Raw genomic sequence first — 25800 nt, 5'->3', positions numbered from 1 at the left:
AGATTAATCATCAAGAATCAAACAAAGAAGCCACCTTAAAAGGTGGCTTCAAACAGTTTATTAACAAATTCTCGTACTATATCAATAAATTCTGGCACTTTATCAACAAAAATGATTACTTTATCAACAAAGTTCACAACTATATCAATAAAGTACACTCCATGTTCGTATTTTCGTCACACCCGCCCCGACTCAGCACAAATCAAATCTGCAACTGAACAAAAAAGAACTACCTTACCCGACACACTTTCTAGTCGTCGATAAAATAAGAGTAACCATCCAGAACCAAACAAAGAAGCCACCCTAAAAGGTGGCTTCAAACAGTTTATCAACAAATTTTCATACTATATCAATAAATTCTGGCACTTTATCAACAAAAATGATTACTTTATCAACAAATTTCACAACTTTATCAATAAAGTACACTCCATGTTCGCATTTTCTTCACCCGACCCGACACACCAAAAATCAAATCGGCAACCGAACAATAAAAGTACTACCTTCCCCCAACACACTTTTCACAATAATATTCCCGCCATGGGCTTCAACAATTGACTGTGTGATTGATAAGCCTAACCCTGCGCCGCCATATTTTCTAGCACGGGAGCTTTCGCTTCGATAAAATCGTTCAAATAAATGTGGTAGATGTGATTCATCAATACCAGGGCCGTTATCACTGATTATTATTTCGGCGCATGGGGTAGGAGTGCTATTAATAACGAGTGATAATTTAATGCTGCCACTTGTTGCATCGGTGTGCTGTACGGCATTTTGAAAAAGGTTCAGGATAATTTGTTTTATTTTATCTGGATCGTACATTCCTTTTATGTTCGCTGTTAAATCGAAGTGGACATTTCGTTCACCCGCTAAAATTCGTAGCTGTGGTTCCATTTCTGTCATTAGTTCGTCAAGTCTAGTGTCAGTTAGATTCATTTCGGGTGCGCGGTCTAGTTTAGCTAGCAGTAGTAAATCCTCGATTAGTTTTTTAATTCTTGTTGATTCACCGAGCATGCTGTTGAGTGCTGCATTTAGTTGTTCAGGTTTATTAGCGGCACCGCGTAATAGTACTTCTAAAAATCCATGGATTGATGTTAATGGTGTACGGAGCTCATGAGATGCATCTGCAATGAAGCGACGCATTTGTTCTTTTGCTTCTCGTTCTGATTTGAATGAAGTTTCTAATCGTTTTAGCATGTTGTTAAATGATTCGGCTAATCGATCAATCTCTTCTTGTCCTTGATTAACAGGGAAGTGCTCGGTTAAATTTCCGGCATTTGTTCGTTCTACTGCAGTGACCATATTATTTAATGGTACAAGTGTCCGGCGAAGTGAAGGTATATAAAGAGCTAGACCACCTGCTAATGCTAATAAGGATAAGCTTCCGAAGATGAGGAGCTGTTGTAATAAAACGTCTTTTATTGGAGTAGTTTCAATTCCCATTTGAACGATGCCTTCAAAATGGTCAGGTCCTCCAAATGGTTGAAAAACAACTAGCTGCTGTACACCTTTTTCATTCTTTATTATTTGGTATCCTACAGGCGTTCGATTATTAAAGCTAGTTTCTATTTTCTTATATTCATTCTTTGTGAGACAAGGAGTGTTTAAATTACTTTCCTTTGCTAAATTAATGCATTTACCATTCGGATCGATAAACGTTAAAGATAAATAGGGCAAAAATAAAACTCGATTATTTGGATTTTGGTCTTTTGCGATTGGCTTATTCGTTTTATCGGGAAATCCATTTGGTAAGGGATATTGCTTTGAGAGTACATCCCAAGGAATAGAGCGCAATTGTGCATTTAACGATTCAGCCTGATTTCGGTACATAAATTGCTTCATTAATATAAATTGGAGTCCGCCTATTAATAATAGTAGAACAGCTAATATGAATAATGACTTCGAAAATAGCTGATATTTAAGTGAGTTTGGTGAAAAAATTCTTTTAAATTGTTTTATCATACTAAGTCGATGCGATAACCGGCACCTCTAAGTGTTCGGATTAATCGGTGTTCCTTATCATTTAATTTATCTCTTAATGAGCGGATATAAACTTCTACAATATTTTCTTCTCCTCCGAAATTATAGCCCCACACTTTATCTAAAATCATTGCCTTACTTAAAACAATTCCGTGGTTTAAAACTAAGTATTTTAAGAGTTCATATTCAGTTGGCGAGAGCCCAAGTGCTTGTTCACGAAAGTTAATTTCTTTCCTTTTATCGTCAATTCGAAACGGTCCTAGAACAACTTCACTAAAAAGGCTAGGGAATTGATTTCTCACTCTAGCTTCAATTCGTGCTAGTAGTTCATCGAAACTAAATGGTTTGGCAACATAATCGTCGGCTCCAATTTTTAAGCCTTTTACTTTGTCGTCAACTTCGTCCTTTGCTGTCAGCATGATGATGGCAACATCAAGTCCTAATTTTCTCAACATTTTACATGTCTCAAATCCATCCATTCCAGGCATCATTACATCGAGAATCGCAACATGTGGTTTAAATTGTTGTGCGATATTGATTGCACTCATGCCATCTGATGCGGTTTCTATAATAAATCCTTCATTTTCAAGTCCCAATTGTAAAAATTGCAATATATGTGGTTCATCATCTACAAGCAGTATTTTTATCCCCTTTATTGATGTCATATTAATACCTTCCCATACTAATTTTTAATCATATATTAGCACAAATAAATTTAAATTTCGTAGAAGCGAATAAGCTTTCAGTAAACTTTCAGTTAGCACTCATGGGGAATTCAGTTAGACAAGGCAAAATGGTTACAGGTAAACAAAGACTCAGGCAGATGCAACAACATTGTTGCAACTTGAAATTTAAATTATAGGAGTGATTTAACAATGTTTTCAAAATGGAAATCGCGATTAGATATCCCGTTTGTTTTAATCGTACTACTTTCAGCAATTCTTAACGGGTATAACATTTGGACGGATAAATACGTAAATTCGTATTACACGTCGGCAGTTGCGAGTATGCTTCAAAGTTTTCATAACTTCTTTTTTGCATCCTTTGATCCAGGAGGATATGTAACGGTCGATAAGCCACCAGTTACATTTTGGATTCAAACAATTAGTGCTTATATTTTTGGCCTACATGGTTGGAGTGTCATTCTTCCTCAAGCTTTATCCGGAATAGGATCGGTTTGCTTAATATATGTAATGGTTAAGCCTACATTTGGTAAAACTGCAGCTCGATTAAGTGCATTAGCAATTGCTATTACACCGGTTTTAGTAGCAGTTAGTCGAACGAATAATATTGATAGTATGCTTGTCTTTACTCTGTTACTTGCATCGTGGTTCCTATTTAAAGGACTTAAGAAAAATAAATTATGGTATGTGTTTGTTGCTTTTGCAATGATCGGTGTTGGCTTCAATGAAAAAATGCTTCAAGCGTATATGGTTTTACCAGCGTTTTATCTACTGTATTGGGTAGCTGCAAAAGTTAATTGGAAAAAAAAGCTTGGGATAATGGCGATAGCCACATCGATCCTTCTTGCTGTTTCTCTATCATGGGCAGTAATTGTTGATTCGATACCAGCAAGTAAACGACCTTATGTTGGTAGTAGCCAAACGAACTCAGTGCTTGAACTTGCATTTGGTTATAATGGCGTTTCACGTTTACTGGGCATGGATGGAGGCGGAGGAAATCAACCTAGTCAAAGTACAAGTAAATCGCAAAGTAGCACGGAAAATAGTGCTTCTCAAAATGATGGTACTGCTAATAATTCGAACAATGCAGCATCAAGTAATTCAAACAATGCAGCTTCAAGTAATTCGAACAATACAGCATCGAATAATTCGAACAATGCAACTTCAAGTAATTCAAACAATACTGTTCCAACTAATGAATCGACTCAAGGGCAAAATGGAATGCCAGAAGGATTCCCAAATTTTGATGGTGGAACGAAAGGTAAAAATAGTAGCGGTATGTTTAATACAGGAACAGCTGGACCTTTCCGATTATTCCAATCAGAGCTTTCTGGACAAGCGAGCTGGTTGATTCCATTTGTATTATTTGGTTTAGTAGGAATCTTTATCGATTTACGTAAGAAGAATTTTACACAGAAACATAAGGAAGCATTATTTTGGACGGCATGGTTAGTACCAGTAATGGGATTCTTTAGTGTTGCTGGATTTTTCCATCAATATTATTTAATCATGCTTGCTCCACCAGTAGCAGCACTTGCTGGGGCGGGTTGGTCGAAGCTTTTTGAGTTATATCAAAGTAAGTTAAATTGGAAATCTTTCTTACTGCCAGCGGCTATCTTTATTACTGCGGTTTTCGAATGGTTCATCGTGCATCCTTATGATTCAGTTATTGGAATTGGTTGGTCAATTGCAATTTTAATTTTAGGTATTGGCGTAACAATTTGGCTGTCGATCATCAAGGTAATTGAAAGTCGTATGCAATTTATGGCAGCGATTATTGGATTTTTTGTTTTACTAATTGGACCTATGTACTGGGCTTTTACGCCAATTACTTATGGACAAAGCAGCATGTTACCAGCAGCAGGGCCAACTTCATCAATGGGTGGCTTTGGTGGACCTGGCGGAATGAATGGTAATATGCCATCAGGAAATATGCCAGATGGAATGCCAGGTCAAGGTCAGCAAGATGGAAACGCGCAAGACGGCATGCCAGGACAAAGCGCGCAAGATGGAAACGCGCAAGACGGCATGCCAGGACAAGGCGGGCAAGATGGAAATACCCAAAACGGTACGCCAGGTCAAGGTCAGCAAGATGGAAATATGCCAAGTGGAATGCCAGGTCAAGGCGGACAGGATGGAACTAGTCAAGGAAATATGCCAAGTATGCCAGGTCAAGGTAGTAACAAGAACGGTAATGGAATGGGCAATGAACAAATCGATAAGAAAACGTACGCATATTTGACGAAAAATAATACTGGTGAGAAATTCTTATTTGCTACTGCAGATTATAGTACAGCAGCTTCTTACATTATTGATACTGGAAAAGCAGTTATGGCAATGGGTGGTTTCTCTGGTTCGGATCCAATTCTGACAGTTGATAAACTTGAAAAATTAGTGAAAGAAGGCAAAGTTAAATACTTTATGATATCTGATGGCATGGGCGGCCGCGGAGGTAGCTCTGAAATTACGGATTGGATTAAAAAACATGGTAAAGAGATTTCTTCTGATAAATGGCAGTCTAATTCTGATAATAGTACTGGTTTAGGTTTCCCTGGAGGAAGTAAGAAGCTTTATAAAGTTTCACTATAAAAAGGGGGGATAGTAAAGTGGCAGCAGTTAAATATTCAGTCATTATTCCAATGTATAACGAAGAGGCAGTTATACATGAAACGTATAGACAATTAAAAAAGGTTATGAACAGTGCAGGTGATCCTTACGAGTTGATCTTTATTAATGATGGAAGTAAGGATGGTTCGGTTGACATCATTAAGGATTATTGCAGTTGGGATAAAACGGTGAAATTGATTGATTTCTCTAGGAATTTCGGGCATCAAATTGCGATTTCAGCTGGGATGGATTATGCATCGGGTGAGGCAGTGATTATCATTGACGCGGATCTTCAAGATCCGCCTAGCCTTATCCTAGACATGATTGGTAAATGGAAGGAAGGCTATGAAGTTGTTTATGCGAAACGAATAAAGCGTAATGGTGAGACTATTTTCAAGAAATGGTCAGCTGCAATGTTTTACAGAATTTTAAGGGCATCTACTGATATCTCAATTCCTGTTGATACTGGTGACTTTAGACTGATGGATCGAAAAGTTTGTGATGAAATGAAACAGCTATCTGAGAATAATCGATTTGTACGTGGACTTGTAAGCTGGGTCGGCTTCCGACAAACTGCAATTGAATATGAACGTGATGAGAGGTTAGCAGGAGAAACGAAATATCCACTAAAAAAAATGATTAAGCTTTGTTTGGATGGTATCACTTCATTCTCCTATAAACCTTTAAAACTAGCAGGATATTTAGGCGCAATTCTATCAAGCTTAGGATTTGTGTATATGATTTACGTCATTTATTTAGCTTTATTTACTGATTCAGTTATAAAAGGATGGTCTTCCTTAATAAGTATTATGCTTTTATTTAATGGATTTGTCCTAATTATTCTAGGAATACTTGGTGAATATGTTGGCCGAATCTATGACGAAACAAAAGGTCGACCACTTTATATTGTGCGGGAGTTACAAGGGTTAGAAAAAGAGAAATCAAAAAATAACCTTGATTTTCAACTATGATAAATCAATTTAAAGGTTTTGTTAAGTTTGGAATTGTAGGGTTAATAAACACAGGAGTAGATTTCATCGTATTTACTTTACTAATTTATGCAGTTACGAATATGCCATATTTAGTAGCGCAGATGATCTCGTACTCTTGTGGAATTGTGAATAGTTATCTACTAAATAAGAGATGGACATTTAAAGTACAAAATCAAAATAGCCTACAAGAAAAAACGCGCTTTGTGATTGTTAACGTCATTACATTACTACTCACACTATTAATTTTAAAAGTTTGTAGCGAATGGTTTGGATTGTCAGTGCTAGCCAGTAAATTAATAGCAACTTGTATTAGTGTATTAATGAATTACGTAGGAAGTCGTTACTGGGTATTTACTTCGTCTAAAGTGGGAGGAATTTAAAAATGAAAATAAAAAAAGCTGTTATTCCAGCGGCAGGTTTAGGAACTAGATTTCTACCTGCAACAAAGGCACAAGCAAAAGAAATGCTGCCAATCGTTGATAAGCCAGCTATTCAATATATTGTCGAAGAAGCAGTTCAATCAGGGATTGAAAGTATCATTATTGTAACGGGGAGAAATAAAAAATCAATTGAAGATCATTTTGATAAATCAGTAGAATTAGAGCATTCTCTCTTTATGGGTGGAAAACTAGATACGCTAAAGCTTGTTCAAAATATTAGTGAAATGGCGAATATCCATTATATCCGTCAAAGAGAACCTTTAGGTTTAGGGCATGCCATATTGTGTGCAGAGCAATTTATTGGTGATGAACCTTTCGCAGTCTTACTCGGAGACGATATTATGATTTCTGATCCACCGGCACTTAAGCAAATGATCAATTTGTACGATGAGACTAGTAAGCAAGTTATCGGAGTCAAGCCAGTTCCAACATCTGACGTGAATAAATACGGGATTATCTCTTCATCCAAAATTAAACAAAATGTACATGAGGTATTTGGACTCGTAGAAAAGCCTAATCCAATGGAAGCACCATCAAATATGGCGATTATGGGTAGATATGTTTTAAATCCGTCTATTTTCCCTATTCTTAGATCGCTTGAAAAAGGAGCAGGTGGTGAGTATCAATTAACGGATGCTCTTCATAAAAGCTGTGGTCTAGAAGGATTGCTTGCATTAGAACTATTAGGTAATCGATATGACATTGGCGATAAATTAGGTTATTTAAAAGCAACGATGGAAATCGGTCTACAGAGAGAAGATTTATATCCGCAATTATTACCATATTTAAAAGGATTGATAGAAGAAGAGAGTGCAAAGTTCGTTTAAATATAGTAAGTCATTGATACAAAATAGGATTGGAGAAACATTTGATGAGAATCTTAGTTGTAGGTGGTGCTGGCTATATTGGCTCACATGCAGTTTATCAGTTAATTGAAAAGGGTATGGAGGTTGTGGTGATCGATAATCTTTATACTGGCCATGAAAAAGCCGTTCATCCAAATGCAATTTTTTATAAAGGAGATATTCGGAATAAATCTTTCTTAAGAGAAATATTTCAACAGAAAAAGATTGAAGGCGTTATTCATTTTGCAGCCAAATCATTAGTTGGTGAATCAATGAAAAACCCAATTCATTATTTTGATCATAATGTTTATGGTACGCAAAATCTATTGGATGTAATGAATGAATTTAAAGTTAAATACATTGTATTTTCTTCCTCGGCCGCAACATACGGAGAGCAAAAACAAATGCCAATTACCGAAGATTTGGAAATGAAACCTACAAATACTTACGGTGAAACAAAGCTAATGATGGAAAAAATGTTGAATTGGTGTGACCAAGCATATGGCATAAAATACGTTGCACTTCGTTATTTCAATGTCGCTGGTGCTAAAGAAACAGGTGATATTGGAGAAGACCATACTCCTGAAACACATTTAATCCCTTCTATTTTACAGGTTGCTTTAGGACAGAGAGAGCATATTACCGTATTTGGAAATGATTATGACACACGAGATGGTACATGTATTCGTGATTATATTCATGTGGAAGATTTGATTAGTGCTCATACTTTAGCGCTTAGTTACTTAATAAGTGGTGGACAGAGTAATGTTTTCAATTTAGGGAGTGAGAAAGGATTTTCAGTAAAGGAAATCATTGATGCAGTTAGTGAAGTGACAAATCAATCAATCTCTCTGAAAATAGGAGAAAGACGCCAAGGTGACCCGGCTATTCTAATTGCATCATCCGAAAAGGCTAAAAAAATTTTAGGCTGGTATCCAAGGCGAAACGATATTCGCCAAATCATTACTGATTCATGGAACTGGCATAAGAGTCATCCAAGGGGATATGGGGATTAACTAGCTATTATATGAAAATGAAAGACTATAAACGAATAAGCGAATGTCAATAAAAGCCCGATTTCTCAATTATAATGTGGAGAAATTGGGCTTTTATTATTAAAAATGTGAAAATTTAAAATTGTTATCCTTTGACATTTTGTATACGTTTGTATACGTTATAGTTAATGAACTAGTGTATACAAATGTATACAAATGAGGGGGTTAATAAATGAGAAATGAAGAATTTAACGATCATCACAAAGAAGGAAAGCACCGTGGGGATGGCTCTAGACGAAAAGAGCATCACCGAAATGGGGCAAAAACTTTCCGCCGTAGAAGAGCAATCGGTTTTTTAGAAATGATGAATATTAAGCGTTCGACATTGATGCAACAGTTAAATGCACCAGAGTTTCAATCAATTCACCAAATTATCGTTGGCGAGTTAAAGGCTATAGATATGGTAATTAATGAATTTGTTAAAGTGTTTGAAATCCACGAAAGTGAACTAGAGGAAAAAAGTGAAAGTACAAATGAAACGGCGGCATTGGATTCTAGTGAGTTAATCGAAAATGATGAAAAGTGACCCTTTGATGTAGGGAGATGAAAGCTGTAGGAGGATTTGTTGATGGATGGTGAGATAACATGTGGGGGTTGAGAAGCTATATAAAGCCGTATTGGAAATCTGCTTTAATTGCTCCGTTATTTATGATTTTTGAAGTGTTTTTTGATTTGCTTCAGCCAAAATATGCGGCTGATATTGTTAATCTTGGTTTAGTAAAACATGATATCCATACGATTGAACAGACTGGTGCTTTAATGGTTTTGGTAGCTGTATTGGGGTTACTAGCGGGCGTAGGGTGTAATTACTTTGCAATTCGAGCATCTCAAAATTTTGGTGCAGATTTAAGAGATGGACTATTTACGAAAGTTCAAGCATTCTCTTTTGAAAATCTTGATTCGTATAAGACGGGATCGTTAATTACTCGAATGACAAATGATGTTGTGCAAGTTCAAAACCTATTAAGAATTGCATTGCAATCGCTTGTGCGTACACCGGGCTTATTAATCGGTAGTGTTATTATGGCGATATGGATCAACTCACGTTTAGGATTAATCCTTATGGGAACTTTATTTGTGTTAGTCATACTGTTAGTCATTTTAATTCGATTTTCTTACCCCCTATTTTCGAATGTCCAAGCAAAGCTTGATGCTGTTAATAGTCGCTTACAAGAAAATTTGGCCGGAATTCGAGTTGTAAAAGCTTTTGTGCGTTCTGATTACGAAACGAAACAATTTAAAATTGCAAATAAAGATTATTCGCAAAGTGCTATAAAAGCTGCGCGTGTGATTGCGATGAATACACCGATTGTTACATTTATTATGAATATGTGTCTCGTAGGAATTCTTTTGTATGGTGGAAATCTAGTTCGAATGAATTCAGTTCAAGTTGGAGATTTAATTGCATTTATAAATTATGTAACGCAGGTTCTTTCATCTTTACTGATGGTCAGCACAATTCTTGTAAATATTTCGCAATCTAGCGTGTCTGCAAAACGTATTCAAGAAGTACTTACAACAAGACCTACAATTGAAAATGCTCTAGAGCAAGATCACACTTCTGTCTCAGGTAATATGATTGAATTTCATCAAGTAGGATTTTCTTATGGAAGTTTATCAAATGAGGATGAAGCAATTTTGAAAGACGTGAACTTTGAGGCAAAGCAAGGTGAAACAATCGCAATTATTGGTTCAACTGGTTCTGGAAAAACTTCATTAGTTCAGTTAATCCCAAGACTATATGATGTTACAGTGGGATCGATTTTAATGGATGGAGTAAATATTCAAAGACTTCCTCTTTTAGAACTTAGGAAGAAAATTGGAATGGTACTACAAGAGTCATTTTTATTTACTGGTTCAATAAGAGATAATATTGCATTTGGAAAATCGGATGCGACTCAAGAGGAAATTGAAGCAGCTGCAACAGTCGCACAGGCTCATGATTTTATTTCCAAATTACCAGATGGTTATGAAACGAAAATCGGACAAAGGGGCGTCAACTTGTCTGGAGGACAAAAACAGCGAATTTCAATCGCCCGTGCATTACTAATTAAACCACCTGTTTTAATTTTAGATGACAGCACGAGTGCTTTAGACCTTAATACGGAAAAGAGGCTACGTGATTCTTTAAGTCATTTAATGAATGATAGCATTACTTTCTTAATTGCTCAGAAAATTTCTTCTGTCGTAAATGCAGAGAAAATACTTGTGATGGAGGATGGGGCCATTGTAGGAAGCGGAACTCATAAAGAATTAATGAAGACATGTGTGGTTTACCAAGAAATTTATAAATCGCAATATGGTGAGAGGGAGGTTTACAATGTCCAATAACAACAATTCGAATATGAAAAATTCACCAAACCTCTTTCAAAATAGTTTTCGCCCAGGACAACACCATCAGGGAATCCCTAAAGTAAGGTCTAAGAATGCAAAGACAACAGTATTTAGAATATGGAGTTATTTAAAGAAGCAGCGCCAAGGATTATGGATTGTCATTATTGCTACTGCTTTAACTTCTTGTTTTATGCTCTTAGCACCTTATTTAATAGGAAAAATCATTGATCTCTATATTGTTCCTCAAAAGTATAAAGGAGCACTTTTATTGAGTTTTGTATTACTTGTTGTCTATTTATTAGGCTCAGCTTCTACATGGCTTCAGCAATATGTCGCTTCAAGTGTATCGCAAAATACAGTGCGAGATATGAGGCAGGATTTATTTGAAAAATATCAAAGTTTACCAATTCCGTTTTTTGATCAAAAGACACATGGTGAATTAATGAGCCGAACGACGAATGACCTTGAAAATGTATCGAATACATTAAATCAAATAGTAGTCCAGTTAATTTCAAGTATATTTATACTAGTCGGCAGTGTTGCCATGATGCTCAGTTTGAGTGTTTGGATGACTTTGATTACACTTTTAACTGTACCGTTAATCACGTTTATTACGAAAAAAATTACGAAATATACTCGTCATTACTTTTCAGAGCAACAGAAGAGTTTAGGAGAAGTAAATGGGTTTGTCCAAGAAAGCATTTCAGGCTTAAGAGTAACGAAAGTTTTTGGACGTGAAACGAAATCAATCGAAGAATTTAAAGAGATGAATGAAAGACTACGAGTGGTAGGTTTAAAAGCTTTAAGTATTTCGGGCTCAATGGGACCAATCATGAATGCGATGCGAAATTTAAGTTTCGTTATTATTGCCGTAGTTGGTGGCGTATTTGCATATCATCACGTGATTACAATTGGAGTGATTGTTAGTTTTCTTAATTATTCAAGCCAATTTAGCCAGCCACTTAATCAGCTCGCTAATCAATATAATTTACTTCAATCAGCCATTGCTGGAGCCGAACGTGTATTTGAAATACTAGACTTGAAGTCTGAAACATTTGAAGAAACGAATCAAATCGTTGATAAAAAATTAACCGGTGAAGTTATATTTGATCACGTTCAATTTGGCTATACAAAAAATGTATCTGTTTTAAAAGACCTTTCCTTCCAAGCTTCTCCAGGTCAGATGATCGCTTTAGTCGGTCCAACCGGAGCGGGAAAAACAACAATTATTAATTTGTTGACGCGGTTTTACGATATCCAATCAGGTAGAATTTTAATTGACGGTGAAGAAATTAACAAATATGATAAACACTTTTTAAGAAAGCAAATCGGTTTAGTGCTACAGGATGCATATGTTTTTTCAGGAGCAATCCGAGATAATATACGATATGGTCGTTTAGATGCGTCAGATAAAGAAGTAGAAAATGCAGCTCGTTTAGCTAATGCGGACACGTTTATTAGAAAACTTCCTAAAGGATATGATACGCAATTAAATGCGGAAGGAAGTAACTTGAGCCAAGGTCAAAAACAGCTTTTGACAATAGCTAGGGCAGTACTTGCTAATCCATCAATTCTTATTTTAGATGAAGCAACAAGTAGCGTTGATACAAGAACGGAATTCCATATTCAAGAGGCAATGAAAACATTAATGAATGGAAGAACTTCATTTGTGATTGCTCATCGACTTAGCACCATTCGAGAGGCTGACGCAATCCTAGTCATTAACGATGGTCAAATTATTGAAAAAGGATCGCACGAAGAGCTCTTGAAGAAAAATGGCTTTTATTCAAATCTATATAATACTCAACTTGCAGAAGGACATGTGAGCTGAGGGTAGATGAATTTATAAAGATGATCTTCGATATAAAAAGGGGGTCATCTTTTTTCACAATAAATAAGCATGGCGGCAAAAAAATCGACGTATTTTCTTCCTCGGCTGCAACGTATGAGATACACCAGGTATTCGTGTAGCTGAAATTCCTAGTTTACTAAAGACTTAATTCATTCAAGCGAGGAGTTCTTTTACCCTGCTATCAGATTTATTAAAATAGTATAATTATTATTTTCAGAATAATCTAAATAGTGTATAATTCGGGATATATTTGCAGCTTGTATGTAAAACGAATATTTGAATCAAGGGGGAAATGAATGTGAATGTTGAAAAACGGACTTTAGATTTTATACCAGAGAATGAAAGACACGGAAATGCTCGAAGTTTGTTTTCAATTTGGTTTAGTGCAAATATGCAAATTACAACACTTGTAACTGGAGCTTTAGCAGTTGTATTTGGACTGAATTTTTTCTGGGGCGTATCAGCCATTGTAATCGGTAATCTATTAGGAGCAATTTTTATGGCCTCACATTCAGTTCAAGGACCAAAATTAGGGATTCCACAAATGATTCAAAGCCGTGCACAATTTGGTGTAATTGGAGCAGTTGTACCTCTTGTTATTGTGATCCTTATGTATATGGGATTCTTTGCTAGTAGTGGGGTTTTAGGAGCTCAAGCGATTAGCAGTGCATTTTCTTTACCAGTTAATGCTGGAATTGTTTTACTTGGTATTGTTACACTACTAATTACATTATTTGGCTATGACTTAATTCATAAAATGGAAAAGTATTTTGCAATTATTTTTACGATTGTTTTTTTAATAGTAACGTATAAGGCTCTAAGTCTACCTATGCCTTCAAAAATGTTCTCAATTGGACATGTTGAAATTGGTCCTTTTTTATTAATGGTTAGTATTGCAGCAACTTGGCAGTTAACATATGCACCTTATGTGGCAGATTATTCAAGATATTTACCAACGAATACTTCATCAGCAAAAACCTTTTTTTATACTTATGCGGGTACAGTAATCGGAACTGTTTGGATGATGTCATTAGGTGTTTTGTTAAGTCTTGCGATTCCTAAGTTTTTAGATAACTCAAGTACAGGGCTTGCTAATTTAGTTGGAAACCGATTCTCATTAATCATTTATATCGTTATTGTTTTAGGAGTTTTAGCTGTAAATGTACTGAATTTATATGGAGCGTTTATGTCCATTACAACAACTCTTGAAGCATTTACAAGATTAAAAGGTACAGAAAAAACACGTTTTTGGTTGGTGTTTATAACAGTAATTATAGGCACATCACTTTCTATTTGGGGTCAAGGGAACTTCTTACATAATTTTGAAAGCTTTATTTTATTGTTATCCTATTTTATGGTGCCATGGACTGCAATTAATTTAATTGATTATTATTTATTGAGCATGGGTGAATTTAACATACAGGACGTTTTTAATGTAAACGGTCAATATGGGAGATTTAATTGGACAGCTATTATTTCTTATTTCATTGCGGTGATTCTCGAAATTCCTTTCGTAAATGCTGAAATGTATGAGGGACCTATCGCTAAAGCATTAAACGGTACAGATATTGCTTGGGTGGTCGGTTTATTAATCCCTGTATTATTTTATTATTTACCTTCAAAACGAAGAAGAAAATCTTCAATTAATAGTAAGAAAATAAATGAAACGATATAAATAGTAAAGAAGGCTCCTCAAAAAATGAGGAGCTTTTTGTTACATATTAAGAAAGTATAAAATTGGTAACGATGAAAAAATGTCGGCTTAAGTGCAATTACGCCTCTGTATTCACCTGACGGCTCGCCAATCGGCGAGTTTTCTTTATGTGGAAATAACAAAATAAGAATGATCTCTTCTAATGGGAATTTTATTACTTTATTTTTCAACGTCAGTATGGCACTAAATTAAATTATTTTTGGCGAGGGAAAAAATTGTAAATCTAATAGTCTTGTAAACTGTATAATCAAAATGTACTATTTTAATATAGGACTGGGGGACGTCATGGAAGAAAAGAAATGGTCGATTATTTTAAGCGTACTTTTTTTATTGTTTGTTTATGTACTTATTCATTTTGAAATAAATGCTCGAAATATTGAAAACTCAGTTCAAAAATTACAGGATCGAGAAGTAGAGCCGAAGAAGAAACTTCATTTTGTCCTTATTTCACAAGAGTTCGATAATCCGTACTGGAGGAAAGTACAAGAAGGAGCAGATGTTGCCGCAGAAAAGTACGGCGTAAATGTTGAATACATTGGTCCTTTACGTACAAGTCCGGAAGAGCAAATTAAATTATTAGAAAAAGCAATTGCTTCTCAGGTCGATGGAATTATCGTACAAAGTCTTGATGAGAATACGTTTTCGCCCGTAATTAATAAAGCGGTTTCACAACATATACCGGTTATTACAATCGATACAGATGCGCCAAAAAGTAAGCGTATTGCTTATGTCGGTACTAATAATTTTAACGCTGGGGAGCAATTAGGAAGAGTTGTTGTAGAGGAAACAGGCGGAGTTGGGAAAATTGGCGTGATCATTGGGAGTGAAAAATCAGAAAGTCAGCAGGCGAGACTTAATGGTTTTTTAAATGTTGTTAACAAAAATCCGAATTTAGTAGTAAAGGAAATTGAGTCCTCTAATATATCAATCATTCAAGCAAAACTCCAAGCTGAAAATATGATGAGAAATAATAAAGATATTTCTATTATGGTTGGTACAAGTGCACTAGATGCAATTGGAATTTTAAATGCGTCAAAAAATTTAAAGCTAAATCAAGTTGAGATATTTGGATTTGATAATATTGAAGGTACACTTCAAGCAGTTCAAGATGATTCAATTAAAGCAACTGTCATTCAAAAGCCATATGAAATGGGCTATCAATCTGTTGGATTATTGATCGATTCATTACATGGAAAAGCTATTCATAAAGAAAATTTTACACCAACCGAGGTGGTGACGAAAGAAACGTTGATCAGGAGGAGAAACGTTGAAAATTAGAACGAAATTATTTATTTTTATCCCCATTCTCGTTATTTTATTGAATCTAGTTTCGTTTTTTGTTTTTGAAAATGGAAAGAAGGTTCAAGAGAGTTATAATTTAATGATTAATAAAATATTTTTATATAAGCAAATCTCTTTAGAAACCCAAGAAAATTTAAGCTTAGTTAGTAGTTATATTATAAATCCACAACCTAAGAACTATCGTTCAATTATCCAGCATAGAAGCAATCTGCAAAAATTAAAAAAGGAATTGTTAACGCATAATGCTACAAAAAATAATCAGCTCGTACTAGAGAATTTTACTCATATGATTGATTCATTTTTAGCGTTAGAATCTTCAATTACAGACAATCTTGTCTCTCAAAATTTTTCAAGCTATACAGATCAATACCGCGATATAGAGAAAATAGCAGGATTTATTAGAGAGGATAGTCAAAATTTAGTTGATTTAGAGCTTAGTAATTATCAGCCTATTTTTCGAAAGATTATTGCAAATACTCAGTCTATGAACCAATTAGGTGTACAGCTGTTTGTTATTACGACAGTCATTAGCATTGTTTTTGCGATTTGGCTCTCAAGAAGTATTGTTATTCCGATTAATCGTCTAGTTTATATGGCCAAGCAAATAGGAAAGGGAAATTTTAATGTAGCTCCTCCTACTTTGTATCAAAATAATGAAATTGGTATTCTTGGGAAAATCCTCAATGAAATGTCAAAGAATTTAAGTAATTTAATGATTAAAAATATTGAAATTGTAGAGAAGGATCGACTTGTGAAGGAGCTTGAATTAAAGGCCTTACAAAGTCAGATTAACCCGCACTTTTTGTTTAATACATTAAACGTTATCTCTAAGCTAGCTTATATCGAAGGGGCTGAACAAACGAGTGATCTAACTGTATCGACCTCGAATTTGTTGCGCTATAATTTACGAAAATTAGACGAGCCTGTAACTCTTTTGGATGAAGTAAGAAATGCAGAAGAATATTTTTCAATTCAAAAAGCAAGATTTAGAGATCGTGTACGTTTCGAATTGAATATTGAGGAATCTTGCTTAGGGCATAAAGTTCCTTGTTTAACATTGCAACCACTTCTTGAAAACGCATTTATACATGGTATTGAAGGGATGGAACAAGGTGCTGTAATAGGGATTACGATCAAGAATCTTGATAAGTATATTTTCATCGAGATTTATGACAATGGTGCTGGTATGAAGGAAGAAACTAGAGAAGCGCTATTAAGTTCATCTATGCCGATTATCTCTCAAAAAAGCTCAACAGGTTTAGGTACAACAAATGTTTTTAAACGCTGGCGCTTATTTTATGAAGAAGAAGATATTGTTGATATTAAAAGTGAAGTAAATAAAGGGACAACCATTATTTTAAAACTACCTGTCACATCATAATTTTATAATTGAAGGAGGTAACCTATGTATCGGTTATTAATTGTGGATGATGAACCATTAGAGCGTGAGGGACTTGAATTGATGATTAATCGCTCAATGCCTAATCAGTTTCAATTTGAACAAGCTAGTAATGGAAGAATAGCAATCGAAAAATCAATTGAATACCAGCCCCATATTATCTTTATGGATATAAAAATGCCAGGTATTCAAGGACTTGAAGCCGTTTCAGTAATCAAACAAAAACTGCCGGACACAAAAATATTCATTGTCACTGCATATGACTATTTTACATATGCACAAGAAGCAATCTCATTAGGTGTGAAGGATTATATTTTAAAGCCTGCTAAAAAGGACCATATCATCTCTTTATTGCAAAAGATGATCGATGAAATTGAAGATGATCATAAAAAGAGATTACAAGAATTAGAGGCTATTGAAAATTTATCACTTATACGACCTTTAACTGAAAATGAATATACATTAATGTTAATGTTTAATACTGTTCAAGAACTGAATGTGAATCAATTGTCTGGGATTCTAGGATTTGAGATGGAGTACGGTTATGCGAGTGTCATTAAATTGCCAAAAGAAATCATTCAAAATGATAAAGAACAAAGACGTGTTTATGAATGTGTTAGGCATTTTATAAAATCTTCGAGAGATTGTTTAATTAGTCCAGTTGTCGATGGTCAATTAGCTATATTTATACCAGTTCAACCGAAGCGTGAAGACAATCTCCAAAAGCTAGTATTCTATCAAGATGCTTTAAAAACGATTGAGTATATTGAAAATCAAACTGGTCATAAAACGGTAATTGGTATAGGGTCCTTAAATCAAGGAATTGAAGGATTTAAGAAATCATATAATGAGGCAATGCAAGCAAGCTTAGATTGCAATGAACTAGCGCGGGTTAGTCAATATTCAGAGAGAGTGTCTTTAAGTATATCAGATGATGAAAAGCAAATTCTTATCGATTCTTTTAGAAAAGCTGATTTAGAAGATGTGATGAACCAATTCAATCATTTATATGAAAGATTCGTTAATTATCATGTTTTAAAGGTGAGAACAGAATTAAATTCTCTTTTTAATCAAATTTTTCAATCTCTCCGCAATTCATCGATTGATGTTGAGAAATTCCATATCCCAGATATAGACGATCTCAATCAGTTGAAGATGATCGTGGAGCAACAAATCATTAATTTAATTACAAAAATCGATCGTGAAAAAGAAATTAAAACGAATCATATGATGGTATTGGCTAGAGAATACATGGCTCAACATTTCATAGAGGATATCTCGCTAGAGCAAGTGGCCAACTATTTAAAATTAAATCCAGTTTATTTTAGTAAATTATTTAAAAAGCAAACGGCTGAGACTTTCAGTGATTATTTAATGAACTTAAGAATTAATAAAGCAAAACAATTAATGGAAAATAGAGAATTGAACTTAAAAGAAATTTGCTACCAAGTTGGCTATAATGATCCGAATTATTTTAGCCGAGTGTTTAAAAAATGTACGAATGAATCTCCGAAAGAATATAGGAAGAAAGTTTTAATGAATATTTGAAGAATTACTGATAAATGTACTCATATATAATCTAAAAAGAGGGACAAACTTTCAATATGATGAAGTTTGTCCGATTATAAATACAATAAATTTATACTAGTAGAAGAGTAAGTTGCGACCTTTTCTTGACGTTATGTCGAGGAAAGGTTTTTTTATGGAGATGAAAACTCTAGGGTAGGCCAAGAATTCTAAAAAGCTTACAGCGTGGAGGTGCTAAACTATTTTTGGTCCGCCAACGCCGACCAAAATAGCAGCAGCTCACCACTTTATGAACCAAACTCCCACATTTATGAACAAATCCAGCTGCTTTAACCGACCGCTTGATCACAAGTGGTTATGTTTAATTTTTTCTAGTTTCTAGTATTTTTTAGTGTTTACAATCAGTCTATTACTTAATTAGAATTGAAAGTTTCTGCACTAATATGTCCTAAAGTTTAAAAAGTGCTAGTTTTAATATTCTGAATGTAACCGTTTTCTGTCATGAGGTAAATTAGTACAGGTAATAGACAAAAGAGTGAAGGAAATGGGTAAGCGTTTCCAATTGAAAACATGATAATCTTAATTTGTAAGCGTAACCAGAAAAAAAGGGGGAAATACTTTGAAAAAGTTAACAAGGATTTTTTCAATAATTTCAGTAATTTTAGTAATGACTCTTCTTGCTGCTGGATGTGGAACTTCTTCAACATCAGGTGATAGTAGTTCTGCTGGTAAGAAAAGCAAAAATGGTAAAGTTGATATCGGTATCGTTTTACCTACAAAAGATGAGCCTCGTTGGACTCAAGATGAAACTCGTTTTAAAAATGCTTTAAAAGATACAGATTATTCAGTTGAAATTTTATTCTCACAAGGTGACTCTGCTAAAGAAAAAGCAAACGTTGATTCTTTAATCGCAAAAGGCATCAAAGTTTTAATTATTTGTCCTCAGGACGGCGCTGCTGCTGCTGCTTCAGCTGAAGCTGCAAAAGCTGCTGGTGTTAAAGTTATTTCTTATGACCGTTTAATTACAGGTACTGACGCTGTTGATTACTATGTTTCATTTGATAGTGTTGCTGTAGGTGCTGCACAAGCACAATATCTTGTAGACCATGCTTCAGGTAAATCAGGTCAACCTTTATACCTATACGCAGGTGCTGCATCTGATAACAATGCATTCTTATTCTTCCAAGGTGCTTGGAAAGTTCTTCAACCAAAAATTGCTGATGGTACATTCAAAGTTGAAAACTCTGCTGCTGCAAATAGCTTAAAAGCTAAAGCTGATTTAACTCGTGATGAGCAAGCTAAAATTATCGGTCAAGTTACGACTAACTGGGACTTTAACGTTGCTAAAAACTTAACTTCATCTAACTTAACAAAAGCTACAAAAGCTGACAAAGGTGATGTATTAGTTCTAGCTCCAAATGATGGAACTGCTCGTTCAATCGCTGATACGTTTAAATCTGATAAAGATGTATCTTCATATATTATTACTGGTCAAGATGCTGAAAAAGCTTCTGTACAATACATCATTGATGGCAAACAATCTATGACTGTGTTCAAAGATGTTCGTACTTTAGTTACTGATGCAATCTCAACTGCAACTTCAATCTTAAAAAATGAAACACCTGATGCTTCAGGCGTTACAAACAATGGTAAAGCTGATATTAAAACAAAACAAACAGATATTATTGTTGTTGATCAAAGCACAGTGAAGAAAGACTTAGTTGATTCTGGATACTATAGTGCTTCAGACTTCACTGGATTGAAGTAATTAATATAAGAGACAATGCAAAATAGTGATGGTCTAACCGTCACTATTTTGTTAATTATTCAATTTAATCAAGACTGGATAGATGGCAAATTCGGGAGACGGATCATATGAGTGAATATATTTTGGAGATGAGAAATATCTCAAAAGAGTTTCCAGGCGTTAAAGCATTAAGCGATGTTAACTTCAAAGTTAAAAAAGGTGAAATACATTGCTTAGTTGGTGAAAACGGTGCTGGAAAATCAACCTTAATGAAAGTATTAAGTGGTATTTATCCTTTTGGAACATATACAGGTGATATTGTTTTTGGAGACGAAGTTCAAAAGTTTTCAAAAATAAGTGATAGTGAAAAAAAGGGAATTGGAATTATCTATCAGGAATTATCTCTTTTTCCGGAGTTGTCCGTTTACGAAAATATTTTTATCGGACATGAAATTAAAAAGGGAATCACTGTAGATTTCAATGAAACGATTGTAAAAGCAATCGAAATGCTAAAAAAAGTAAAATTGGATGTAAATCCAGACGTGCAAATAAAAGAATTAGGTGTAGGGAAACAGCAACTTGTTGAGATTGCTAAAGCACTTTGTAAAGATGTTAAATTGCTTATTCTTGACGAACCTACAGCTGCTTTAAATGAAGATGATAGTGAAAATCTACTTTTCTTAATGGAAGAGTTAAAGAATCAAGGCATTTCTTGTATTATGATTTCGCATAAGCTTAAAGAAGTAATTGCTATTGCAGATACTGTTACAGTACTTCGCGATGGGAAAACAATTTGTTCTTTAAATAAAGAAGAAATCACCGAAAACACAATTATTAAACATATGGTTGGTCGTGAGATTGACGATATTTATCCGAAACGTCCGAACCAGAAGTTTGGTGAAGTTTCATTAGAATTAAAAGACTGGAATGTATACGATCCAAAATTAGGTCGAAAGATTCTTCATGATATCAATCTAAATGTTCGAAAAGGTGAAATTATAGGGATTGCTGGATTGATGGGGTCTGGACGAACAGAATTAGCGAAAAGTATTTTTGGAAATCCAACAAAATTCAAACTTGATGGTTCTGTATTAGTAAAAGGTGAAGCGAAGCGCTTTAAACATCCAAAAGATGCAATAAAATCTGGTATAGCCTATGTAACAGAGGATCGTAAAGGCGATGGATTAATCCTTGAACAAGATATTAAAAACAATATTTCAATTACGAATTTATTCGAAATTTCCAAATCAAGTGTGATTAATCAACATGAAGAAATTGTCGTTGCTAATGATTACTTAAATAAGCTAAACATTAAAGCTCCTTCAATCACTTCAATCGTCGGAAAATTAAGTGGTGGTAATCAGCAAAAAGTATCATTGAGTAAATGGTTATTTACAAATCCGAATGTACTTATTCTAGATGAACCAACACGTGGAATAGACGTAGGTGCAAAATTTGAAATCTATAGCTTTATGAATCTACTGGTTGAGCAAGGCATGAGCATTATCATGATTTCCTCTGAACTTCCAGAAGTCCTTGGTATGAGTGACCGAATTTATGTTATGGCAGAAGGTAAAATAACCGGGGAATTATCAAGAGAAGAAGCAACTCAAGAGAGCGTTATGGCTCTAGCTACCGTTTAAGAGAGGTTGAATAAAATGAACTTTTTTCAAGAAGCAGGCATGTTATTAAGAAAAAACATCCGTGAATATGGAATGTATATTGCTCTTGCAGTAATAATGTTAGTATTTACTTTAAATACAGATGGACTATTTATGTCATCTCGTAACTTAAGTGACTTAATCAATATGACAGGTTATGTAGCAGTCCTTGCTGTAGGGATGACACTAGTAATCGTCATCCGTCATATTGACCTTTCAGTTGGATTCGTTGCAGGTTTTCTAGGAGCAGTAGTTGCTCTATTTCTAACACACGGCTTGCCAGTCTGGATCTCAATCATCGCAGTTCTAGTATTTGGTGCTGTTATTGGCTTAATTAATGGATTCTTTGTTGCTAATTTAGGAATACCATCATTCGTAGTTTCACTAGCTGGAATGTTAATATTCAAGGGACTGTTACTAATGTCTCTTGTTAAAACTGGTACGATCATCGTAGCTAACGAAAGCTTTAAAGCGATTGGAAATGGCTATATTCCTAGTTTAGGAGATTTGAACGGCTTACACTTATCAACACTATTAATTGGTGCGATCTCTATTATTCTTTTCATATGGAGTGACTTTAAAAAGCGAAGTGTAAACATAAAATATGGTTTTGAAGTACTTTCAATGTCAATGCAAATCATAAAATTATTATTTATTTCCGGTATCATTGGTTACATTTCCTATATTCTTGCAGGCTATCAAGGAATTTCTTGGACTGCTGTCATCATGCTTATTGTTGTAGCAGTTTATCATTTTATTACAACAAGAACTCCTTTAGGACGTCACATCTATGCAGTTGGTGGGAACCCTGAAGCTGCACAGCTAAGTGGTATTAGCGTAAAGAAAATCACTTACATCGTATTTGGTTCAATGAGTATGCTTGCGGCATTATCAGGCGTATTATTTACAGCTCGACTTGCATCTGCTTCTCCCCAGGCAGGTACAATGTTTGAGTTAGACGCGATTGCTGCAGCTTATGTAGGTGGTGTTTCTGCTGCAGGTGGTGTTGGTAAAGTAACAGGTACAATCATTGGTGCATTCGTTATGGCTTCATTAACAAGCGGTATGAACTTAATGGGTATCGATATTTCATACCAATACGTCATCCGAGGCGCAGTTCTTGTTCTTGCAGTTGTGTTTGACGTAATGACACGAAATAAAGGGAAATAATGATGAGAAACAGAAACGGTCTATGACTTGTTTCTGTTTTTTTATTTTATGGTTCTGTTAAGTTTGATGTTGATTTTGAGTTGGAAAAATGTTGAGTAATTAGAATTGGACTAAAGCATGCTTGAGCTACATATTTTTTTTGATTTAGACTCTATACTTGCCACTAAATCCTCTATTGTACCGAAGCATTTTTCGATTTCAGGCAAATGGTAAAATGTACTCGTAGTTTCAAAGTTATCTACTTCTTTGTTTGGTGAATATAAATAGACTTTTTTGCCACTTCCAAGAGCTATACCTAATTCAATATGGCTTCCTTTTCCTGCTGGAAATAAAACAACTACAAAATCAGCTTTCATTACAGCTTCCTTCTCTTCTTGACCTATTACTTTTAGTTCTTCAAGTGTTGCAACGTTTTCATTTGTTGTCCAATCATATGTATTAATGAATCCTTTTTCTATTAAAATTTTACTAACATACCTAACCAATTCAATATTTTTAAGACTTGATGCAAGATAAAACTTCATTATTTCCCCTCCATTTTATTCTAAATTTTATCATAAATTCGAATGACTCTTATTAAACAACCTGCCATTTTATTGAATAACAAAAGCGATCTTCTTATTGAAGAATCGCATTTGTTAGTTGGACAGCCAGTAAAATAATAATGAAACGATTATGTTTGGAAATCCTATTAAAGCTAATCTTATAGTTGTTTCAAGTCGCCCACGTCTATCTTCTTTTGATTCAGATGAATAATTTGCACGCATTCGATCACCACTAACCAGTGAACCTGAAAATAACATTGATAACACAATAAACACAACTCCAGTTGCTCCTGTAATTAGTGATGCGTTATTAATTCCAAATATGAATAAAGAGACCAAAACCCCAATTATTGAAAGTATGATACCAAAATAGAAATATTTCATAGATTTCTCCTCTTCCAATTTAATCCATATATAATTTTATTCAATGTTTATTAATAAAGTCCTTTTCTTATTAAACTATACTGGCGTTTACTTAAATAAAAAAAAGCTACCGAAGCAGCTTAAACGTTGTTTACTATAGCATGTGTTTCAATTACCTATTTCAAGAATAATTCTCCATAAAAAGGATAAAGGGTATCCAAATGCTATTAAAAATACAGTCGTAATAACCCATCTATATTTTTGGTTTTTTAGTTTTAAGTTTAAAACAACTAAACCGATTATGTATAATAATGTAATTCCATATGTTTCAACCATTTAATTTCTCCTTTTTAACTAAACAGCTTTTTATTCAATTATCAAATTAACTTCCCATGATAATCCGTATTGAACTAGCGCAATGCTTTAGTTGAATAAGAGTATATGTGTCAATTAAACATTTTGATAATTAAAGGGATCATGATATAAGAAACTAATGGACCAACCAATCCAAAACCAAGAAAAATTGCAACAAACTTGCCAAAAGTCGATAAACCTTTATTTCGTTCATCATTTAAACTTTCAAGTTTAGAATTCAGCGCTTTTAATTCTTTTAGAATTTCTTTATTTAGCTCTTCAGACATTATAATGATCTCCTTTAAATTAGTAATTTCTAATTTTAGTATAAAATAAATTGGAATATTTTGTAATTAATATTTTCTAGAAGTTTAGTTTTTTATTAAACTAGACTGTCATTTAGATGCTTAAGAATTTCAACAATCTACGCTAACAGAGCCTATTTTTAAAATTGGATTGTCTTTTGCAAAGGGTGAATGTATAGCGAAAAGAGGAAAAACAATTGTTTTCTAGAATAGTTAAGAAATGAATAAATTGTTAAATTTTGTAAAAAGGAGTGGGGTGCATGAAAGGCAATTCAGCAATTATAGGAGCATCAATTATTATTGGTTGTGCGATTTTAGGATTTTTCATACAGTTGACATTTTCAAATAATAAAAACGAACCATCCAAAATTTCGAAAGAATACAAATTTGAAATGATTCCAGTTAACGATAATAATGTGATTATTTTTAATAAAGAAACTGGAGAATATTGGAGAAAGTTTTTACCGAAAAATGAAGGACCTACAAACTGGGAAAAAGAAAAATCCCCGATTACAAATTAGTTTTTGGTATGGTTGGAAAAGGAGTAAAGCAACATGTTCTTTGGGAAAGTATTACTTACAATTGGAACAATATTTTTCATTTTAGCATTACCTGTGGCTTACTTTATTGGAGGCATGTCAACAGATGATCCAAGTTCCCCATGGTGGGCTTTTTGGGCTGGATTCTTTATTATTGAAGGAATACCAACATTAATCATCTTAAGTAGTCTAGTAATCATAAAGATTGTTAAGAGTGATGAGAAGAAATATAAGGAATCTCATTTGAAAGAGAAATAGTTGTAAAGATAGAATATAAGTTTACTAAGAATGTCTAATTAGGCATTCTTTTTTTATTTCAAAACAATATTTTAATTTTAAATTTTAATTATTTGAATATCAAAATATAAAAGCATGAGCTTCCTCCTTCA

At 34.3% G+C, this 25800-nt stretch carries 23 protein-coding genes; 17 read left to right on the top strand and 6 right to left on the bottom strand.

From position 1 onward, the window contains the following. Positions 1 to 468: 468 nt before the first annotated feature. Together CN601_RS09345 and CN601_RS09340 are read right to left on the bottom strand one after the other, a co-directional pair. Entirely contained in the window at positions 469 to 1959 is a 1491-nt protein-coding gene (locus CN601_RS09345) for a sensor histidine kinase (protein WP_098170884.1), read from the bottom strand. Continuing rightward, entirely contained in the window at positions 1956 to 2642 is a 687-nt protein-coding gene (locus CN601_RS09340; protein WP_098119390.1) for a response regulator transcription factor, read from the bottom strand. Before CN601_RS09340 ends, CN601_RS09345 begins: the two co-directional genes overlap by 4 nt. Positions 2643 to 2852: 210 nt before the next feature. On the opposite strand from CN601_RS09340, the gene CN601_RS09335 reads away from it, so the two are divergent. The 15 genes from CN601_RS09335 to CN601_RS09265 all read left to right on the top strand — a co-directional run bounded on the left by CN601_RS09335 (position 2853) and on the right by CN601_RS09265 (position 23305). Continuing rightward, positions 2853 to 5249: a glycosyltransferase family 39 protein gene (locus CN601_RS09335; RefSeq protein ID WP_098170883.1), complete on the top strand. Its 2397-nt coding sequence runs from the start codon at positions 2853 to 2855 to the stop codon at positions 5247 to 5249. 17 nt (positions 5250 to 5266) lie between these two features. Beyond that, positions 5267 to 6238, top strand: a complete 972-nt coding sequence (locus CN601_RS09330) for a glycosyltransferase family 2 protein (RefSeq protein WP_257131661.1) — start codon at positions 5267 to 5269, stop codon at positions 6236 to 6238. Then, positions 6235 to 6639, top strand: coding sequence for a GtrA family protein (locus tag CN601_RS09325; RefSeq protein WP_098170882.1), 405 nt, complete (start codon positions 6235 to 6237; stop codon positions 6637 to 6639). The genes CN601_RS09330 and CN601_RS09325 overlap by 4 nt, the downstream gene beginning before the upstream one ends. A 2-nt stretch (positions 6640 to 6641) precedes the next feature. Further along, positions 6642 to 7526 carry a UTP--glucose-1-phosphate uridylyltransferase GalU gene (gene galU / locus CN601_RS09320; RefSeq protein ID WP_098170881.1) on the top strand — a complete coding sequence of 295 codons (885 nt, stop codon included), beginning with the start codon at positions 6642 to 6644 and terminating at the stop codon, positions 7524 to 7526. A 44-nt stretch (positions 7527 to 7570) separates the two neighbouring features. Further along, on the top strand, positions 7571 to 8560 hold the full coding sequence (gene galE / locus CN601_RS09315; RefSeq protein ID WP_098170880.1) for a UDP-glucose 4-epimerase GalE: 990 nt from the start codon (positions 7571 to 7573) through the stop codon (positions 8558 to 8560). Between the two features lie 211 nt (positions 8561 to 8771). Then, positions 8772 to 9125: a hypothetical protein gene (locus CN601_RS09310; protein ID WP_098170879.1), complete on the top strand. Its 354-nt coding sequence runs from the start codon at positions 8772 to 8774 to the stop codon at positions 9123 to 9125. 59 nt (positions 9126 to 9184) lie between these two features. Next, entirely contained in the window at positions 9185 to 10930 is a 1746-nt protein-coding gene (locus CN601_RS09305) for an ABC transporter ATP-binding protein (protein WP_098170878.1), read from the top strand. Then, positions 10920 to 12764, top strand: coding sequence for an ABC transporter ATP-binding protein (locus CN601_RS09300; RefSeq protein WP_098170877.1), 1845 nt, complete (start codon positions 10920 to 10922; stop codon positions 12762 to 12764). The genes CN601_RS09305 and CN601_RS09300 overlap by 11 nt, the downstream gene beginning before the upstream one ends. A 319-nt stretch (positions 12765 to 13083) precedes the next feature. Beyond that, on the top strand, positions 13084 to 14460 hold the full coding sequence (locus CN601_RS09295) for a purine-cytosine permease family protein (RefSeq protein WP_098170876.1): 1377 nt from the start codon (positions 13084 to 13086) through the stop codon (positions 14458 to 14460). Positions 14461 to 14784: 324 nt separating this feature from the next. Beyond that, a complete protein-coding gene (locus CN601_RS09290; RefSeq protein ID WP_098170875.1) occupies positions 14785 to 15777 on the top strand; it encodes a sugar-binding protein in 993 nt (330 codons plus the stop codon). After that, complete coding sequence (locus tag CN601_RS09285) at positions 15767 to 17182, top strand: sensor histidine kinase (RefSeq protein ID WP_098170874.1); 1416 nt, start codon at positions 15767 to 15769, stop codon at positions 17180 to 17182. The genes CN601_RS09290 and CN601_RS09285 overlap by 11 nt, the downstream gene beginning before the upstream one ends. A 24-nt stretch (positions 17183 to 17206) precedes the next feature. Further along, positions 17207 to 18748, top strand: coding sequence for a response regulator (locus CN601_RS09280; protein WP_098170873.1), 1542 nt, complete (start codon positions 17207 to 17209; stop codon positions 18746 to 18748). Between the two features lie 598 nt (positions 18749 to 19346). Further along, positions 19347 to 20495 carry a sugar ABC transporter substrate-binding protein gene (locus tag CN601_RS09275; protein WP_257131660.1) on the top strand — a complete coding sequence of 383 codons (1149 nt, stop codon included), beginning with the start codon at positions 19347 to 19349 and terminating at the stop codon, positions 20493 to 20495. A gap of 107 nt (positions 20496 to 20602) precedes the next feature. Next, positions 20603 to 22117: an ATP-binding cassette domain-containing protein gene (locus tag CN601_RS09270; RefSeq protein ID WP_098119378.1), complete on the top strand. Its 1515-nt coding sequence runs from the start codon at positions 20603 to 20605 to the stop codon at positions 22115 to 22117. Between the two features lie 15 nt (positions 22118 to 22132). Further along, positions 22133 to 23305: a sugar ABC transporter permease gene (locus tag CN601_RS09265; RefSeq protein ID WP_098170872.1), complete on the top strand. Its 1173-nt coding sequence runs from the start codon at positions 22133 to 22135 to the stop codon at positions 23303 to 23305. Positions 23306 to 23415: 110 nt separating this feature from the next. Here the strand turns inward: CN601_RS09265 and CN601_RS09260 are convergent, their stop codons facing one another. The 4 genes from CN601_RS09260 to CN601_RS09250 all read right to left on the bottom strand — a co-directional run bounded on the left by CN601_RS09260 (position 23416) and on the right by CN601_RS09250 (position 24854). Then, positions 23416 to 23829 carry a nucleoside 2-deoxyribosyltransferase gene (locus tag CN601_RS09260; RefSeq protein ID WP_098170871.1) on the bottom strand — a complete coding sequence of 138 codons (414 nt, stop codon included), beginning with the start codon at positions 23827 to 23829 and terminating at the stop codon, positions 23416 to 23418. 114 nt (positions 23830 to 23943) lie between these two features. Then, positions 23944 to 24234: a DUF5316 domain-containing protein gene (locus CN601_RS09255; RefSeq protein WP_098170870.1), complete on the bottom strand. Its 291-nt coding sequence runs from the start codon at positions 24232 to 24234 to the stop codon at positions 23944 to 23946. Positions 24235 to 24381: 147 nt separating this feature from the next. Further along, on the bottom strand, positions 24382 to 24549 hold the full coding sequence (locus CN601_RS26915) for a hypothetical protein (RefSeq protein WP_179865503.1): 168 nt from the start codon (positions 24547 to 24549) through the stop codon (positions 24382 to 24384). Between the two features lie 110 nt (positions 24550 to 24659). After that, positions 24660 to 24854, bottom strand: coding sequence for a hypothetical protein (locus CN601_RS09250; protein WP_098119374.1), 195 nt, complete (start codon positions 24852 to 24854; stop codon positions 24660 to 24662). 278 nt (positions 24855 to 25132) lie between these two features. Here CN601_RS09250 and CN601_RS09245 point away from each other — a divergent pair, with 278 nt between their 5' ends. Continuing rightward, positions 25133 to 25393, top strand: a complete 261-nt coding sequence (locus CN601_RS09245) for a hypothetical protein (protein ID WP_098170869.1) — start codon at positions 25133 to 25135, stop codon at positions 25391 to 25393. A 33-nt stretch (positions 25394 to 25426) separates the two neighbouring features. Then, positions 25427 to 25669, top strand: a complete 243-nt coding sequence (locus tag CN601_RS09240) for a hypothetical protein (protein WP_098170868.1) — start codon at positions 25427 to 25429, stop codon at positions 25667 to 25669. Positions 25670 to 25800: the final 131 nt, after the last annotated feature.

This window comes from Bacillus sp. AFS017336, from assembly GCF_002555445.1.
GTDB lineage: Bacteria > Bacillota > Bacilli > Bacillales > Bacillaceae_G > Gottfriedia.
This window is presented reverse-complemented; position numbering and strand designations above follow the sequence as displayed.

Excerpts from the sequence above, each read along its gene's own strand:
- CN601_RS09255 (WP_098170870.1), bottom strand. The coding sequence starts at position 24,234 with ATGAAATATTTCTATTTTGGTATCATACTTTCAATAATTGGGGTTTTG.
- galU (WP_098170881.1), top strand. The coding sequence starts at position 6,642 with ATGAAAATAAAAAAAGCTGTTATTCCAGCGGCAGGTTTAGGAACTAGA.
- CN601_RS09335 (WP_098170883.1), top strand. The coding sequence starts at position 2,853 with ATGTTTTCAAAATGGAAATCGCGATTAGATATCCCGTTTGTTTTAATC.
- CN601_RS09305 (WP_098170878.1), top strand. The coding sequence starts at position 9,185 with ATGTGGGGGTTGAGAAGCTATATAAAGCCGTATTGGAAATCTGCTTTA.
- CN601_RS09260 (WP_098170871.1), bottom strand. The coding sequence starts at position 23,829 with ATGAAGTTTTATCTTGCATCAAGTCTTAAAAATATTGAATTGGTTAGG.
- CN601_RS09250 (WP_098119374.1), bottom strand. The coding sequence starts at position 24,854 with ATGTCTGAAGAGCTAAATAAAGAAATTCTAAAAGAATTAAAAGCGCTG.
- CN601_RS09345 (WP_098170884.1), bottom strand. The coding sequence starts at position 1,959 with ATGATAAAACAATTTAAAAGAATTTTTTCACCAAACTCACTTAAATAT.
- CN601_RS09245 (WP_098170869.1), top strand. The coding sequence starts at position 25,133 with ATGAAAGGCAATTCAGCAATTATAGGAGCATCAATTATTATTGGTTGT.
- CN601_RS09290 (WP_098170875.1), top strand. The coding sequence starts at position 14,785 with ATGGAAGAAAAGAAATGGTCGATTATTTTAAGCGTACTTTTTTTATTG.
- CN601_RS26915 (WP_179865503.1), bottom strand. The coding sequence starts at position 24,549 with ATGGTTGAAACATATGGAATTACATTATTATACATAATCGGTTTAGTT.
- CN601_RS09340 (WP_098119390.1), bottom strand. The coding sequence starts at position 2,642 with ATGACATCAATAAAGGGGATAAAAATACTGCTTGTAGATGATGAACCA.
- CN601_RS09300 (WP_098170877.1), top strand. The coding sequence starts at position 10,920 with ATGTCCAATAACAACAATTCGAATATGAAAAATTCACCAAACCTCTTT.
- CN601_RS09325 (WP_098170882.1), top strand. The coding sequence starts at position 6,235 with ATGATAAATCAATTTAAAGGTTTTGTTAAGTTTGGAATTGTAGGGTTA.
- CN601_RS09270 (WP_098119378.1), top strand. The coding sequence starts at position 20,603 with ATGAGTGAATATATTTTGGAGATGAGAAATATCTCAAAAGAGTTTCCA.
- galE (WP_098170880.1), top strand. The coding sequence starts at position 7,571 with ATGAGAATCTTAGTTGTAGGTGGTGCTGGCTATATTGGCTCACATGCA.
- CN601_RS09240 (WP_098170868.1), top strand. The coding sequence starts at position 25,427 with ATGTTCTTTGGGAAAGTATTACTTACAATTGGAACAATATTTTTCATT.
- CN601_RS09265 (WP_098170872.1), top strand. The coding sequence starts at position 22,133 with ATGAACTTTTTTCAAGAAGCAGGCATGTTATTAAGAAAAAACATCCGT.
- CN601_RS09310 (WP_098170879.1), top strand. The coding sequence starts at position 8,772 with ATGAGAAATGAAGAATTTAACGATCATCACAAAGAAGGAAAGCACCGT.
- CN601_RS09280 (WP_098170873.1), top strand. The coding sequence starts at position 17,207 with ATGTATCGGTTATTAATTGTGGATGATGAACCATTAGAGCGTGAGGGA.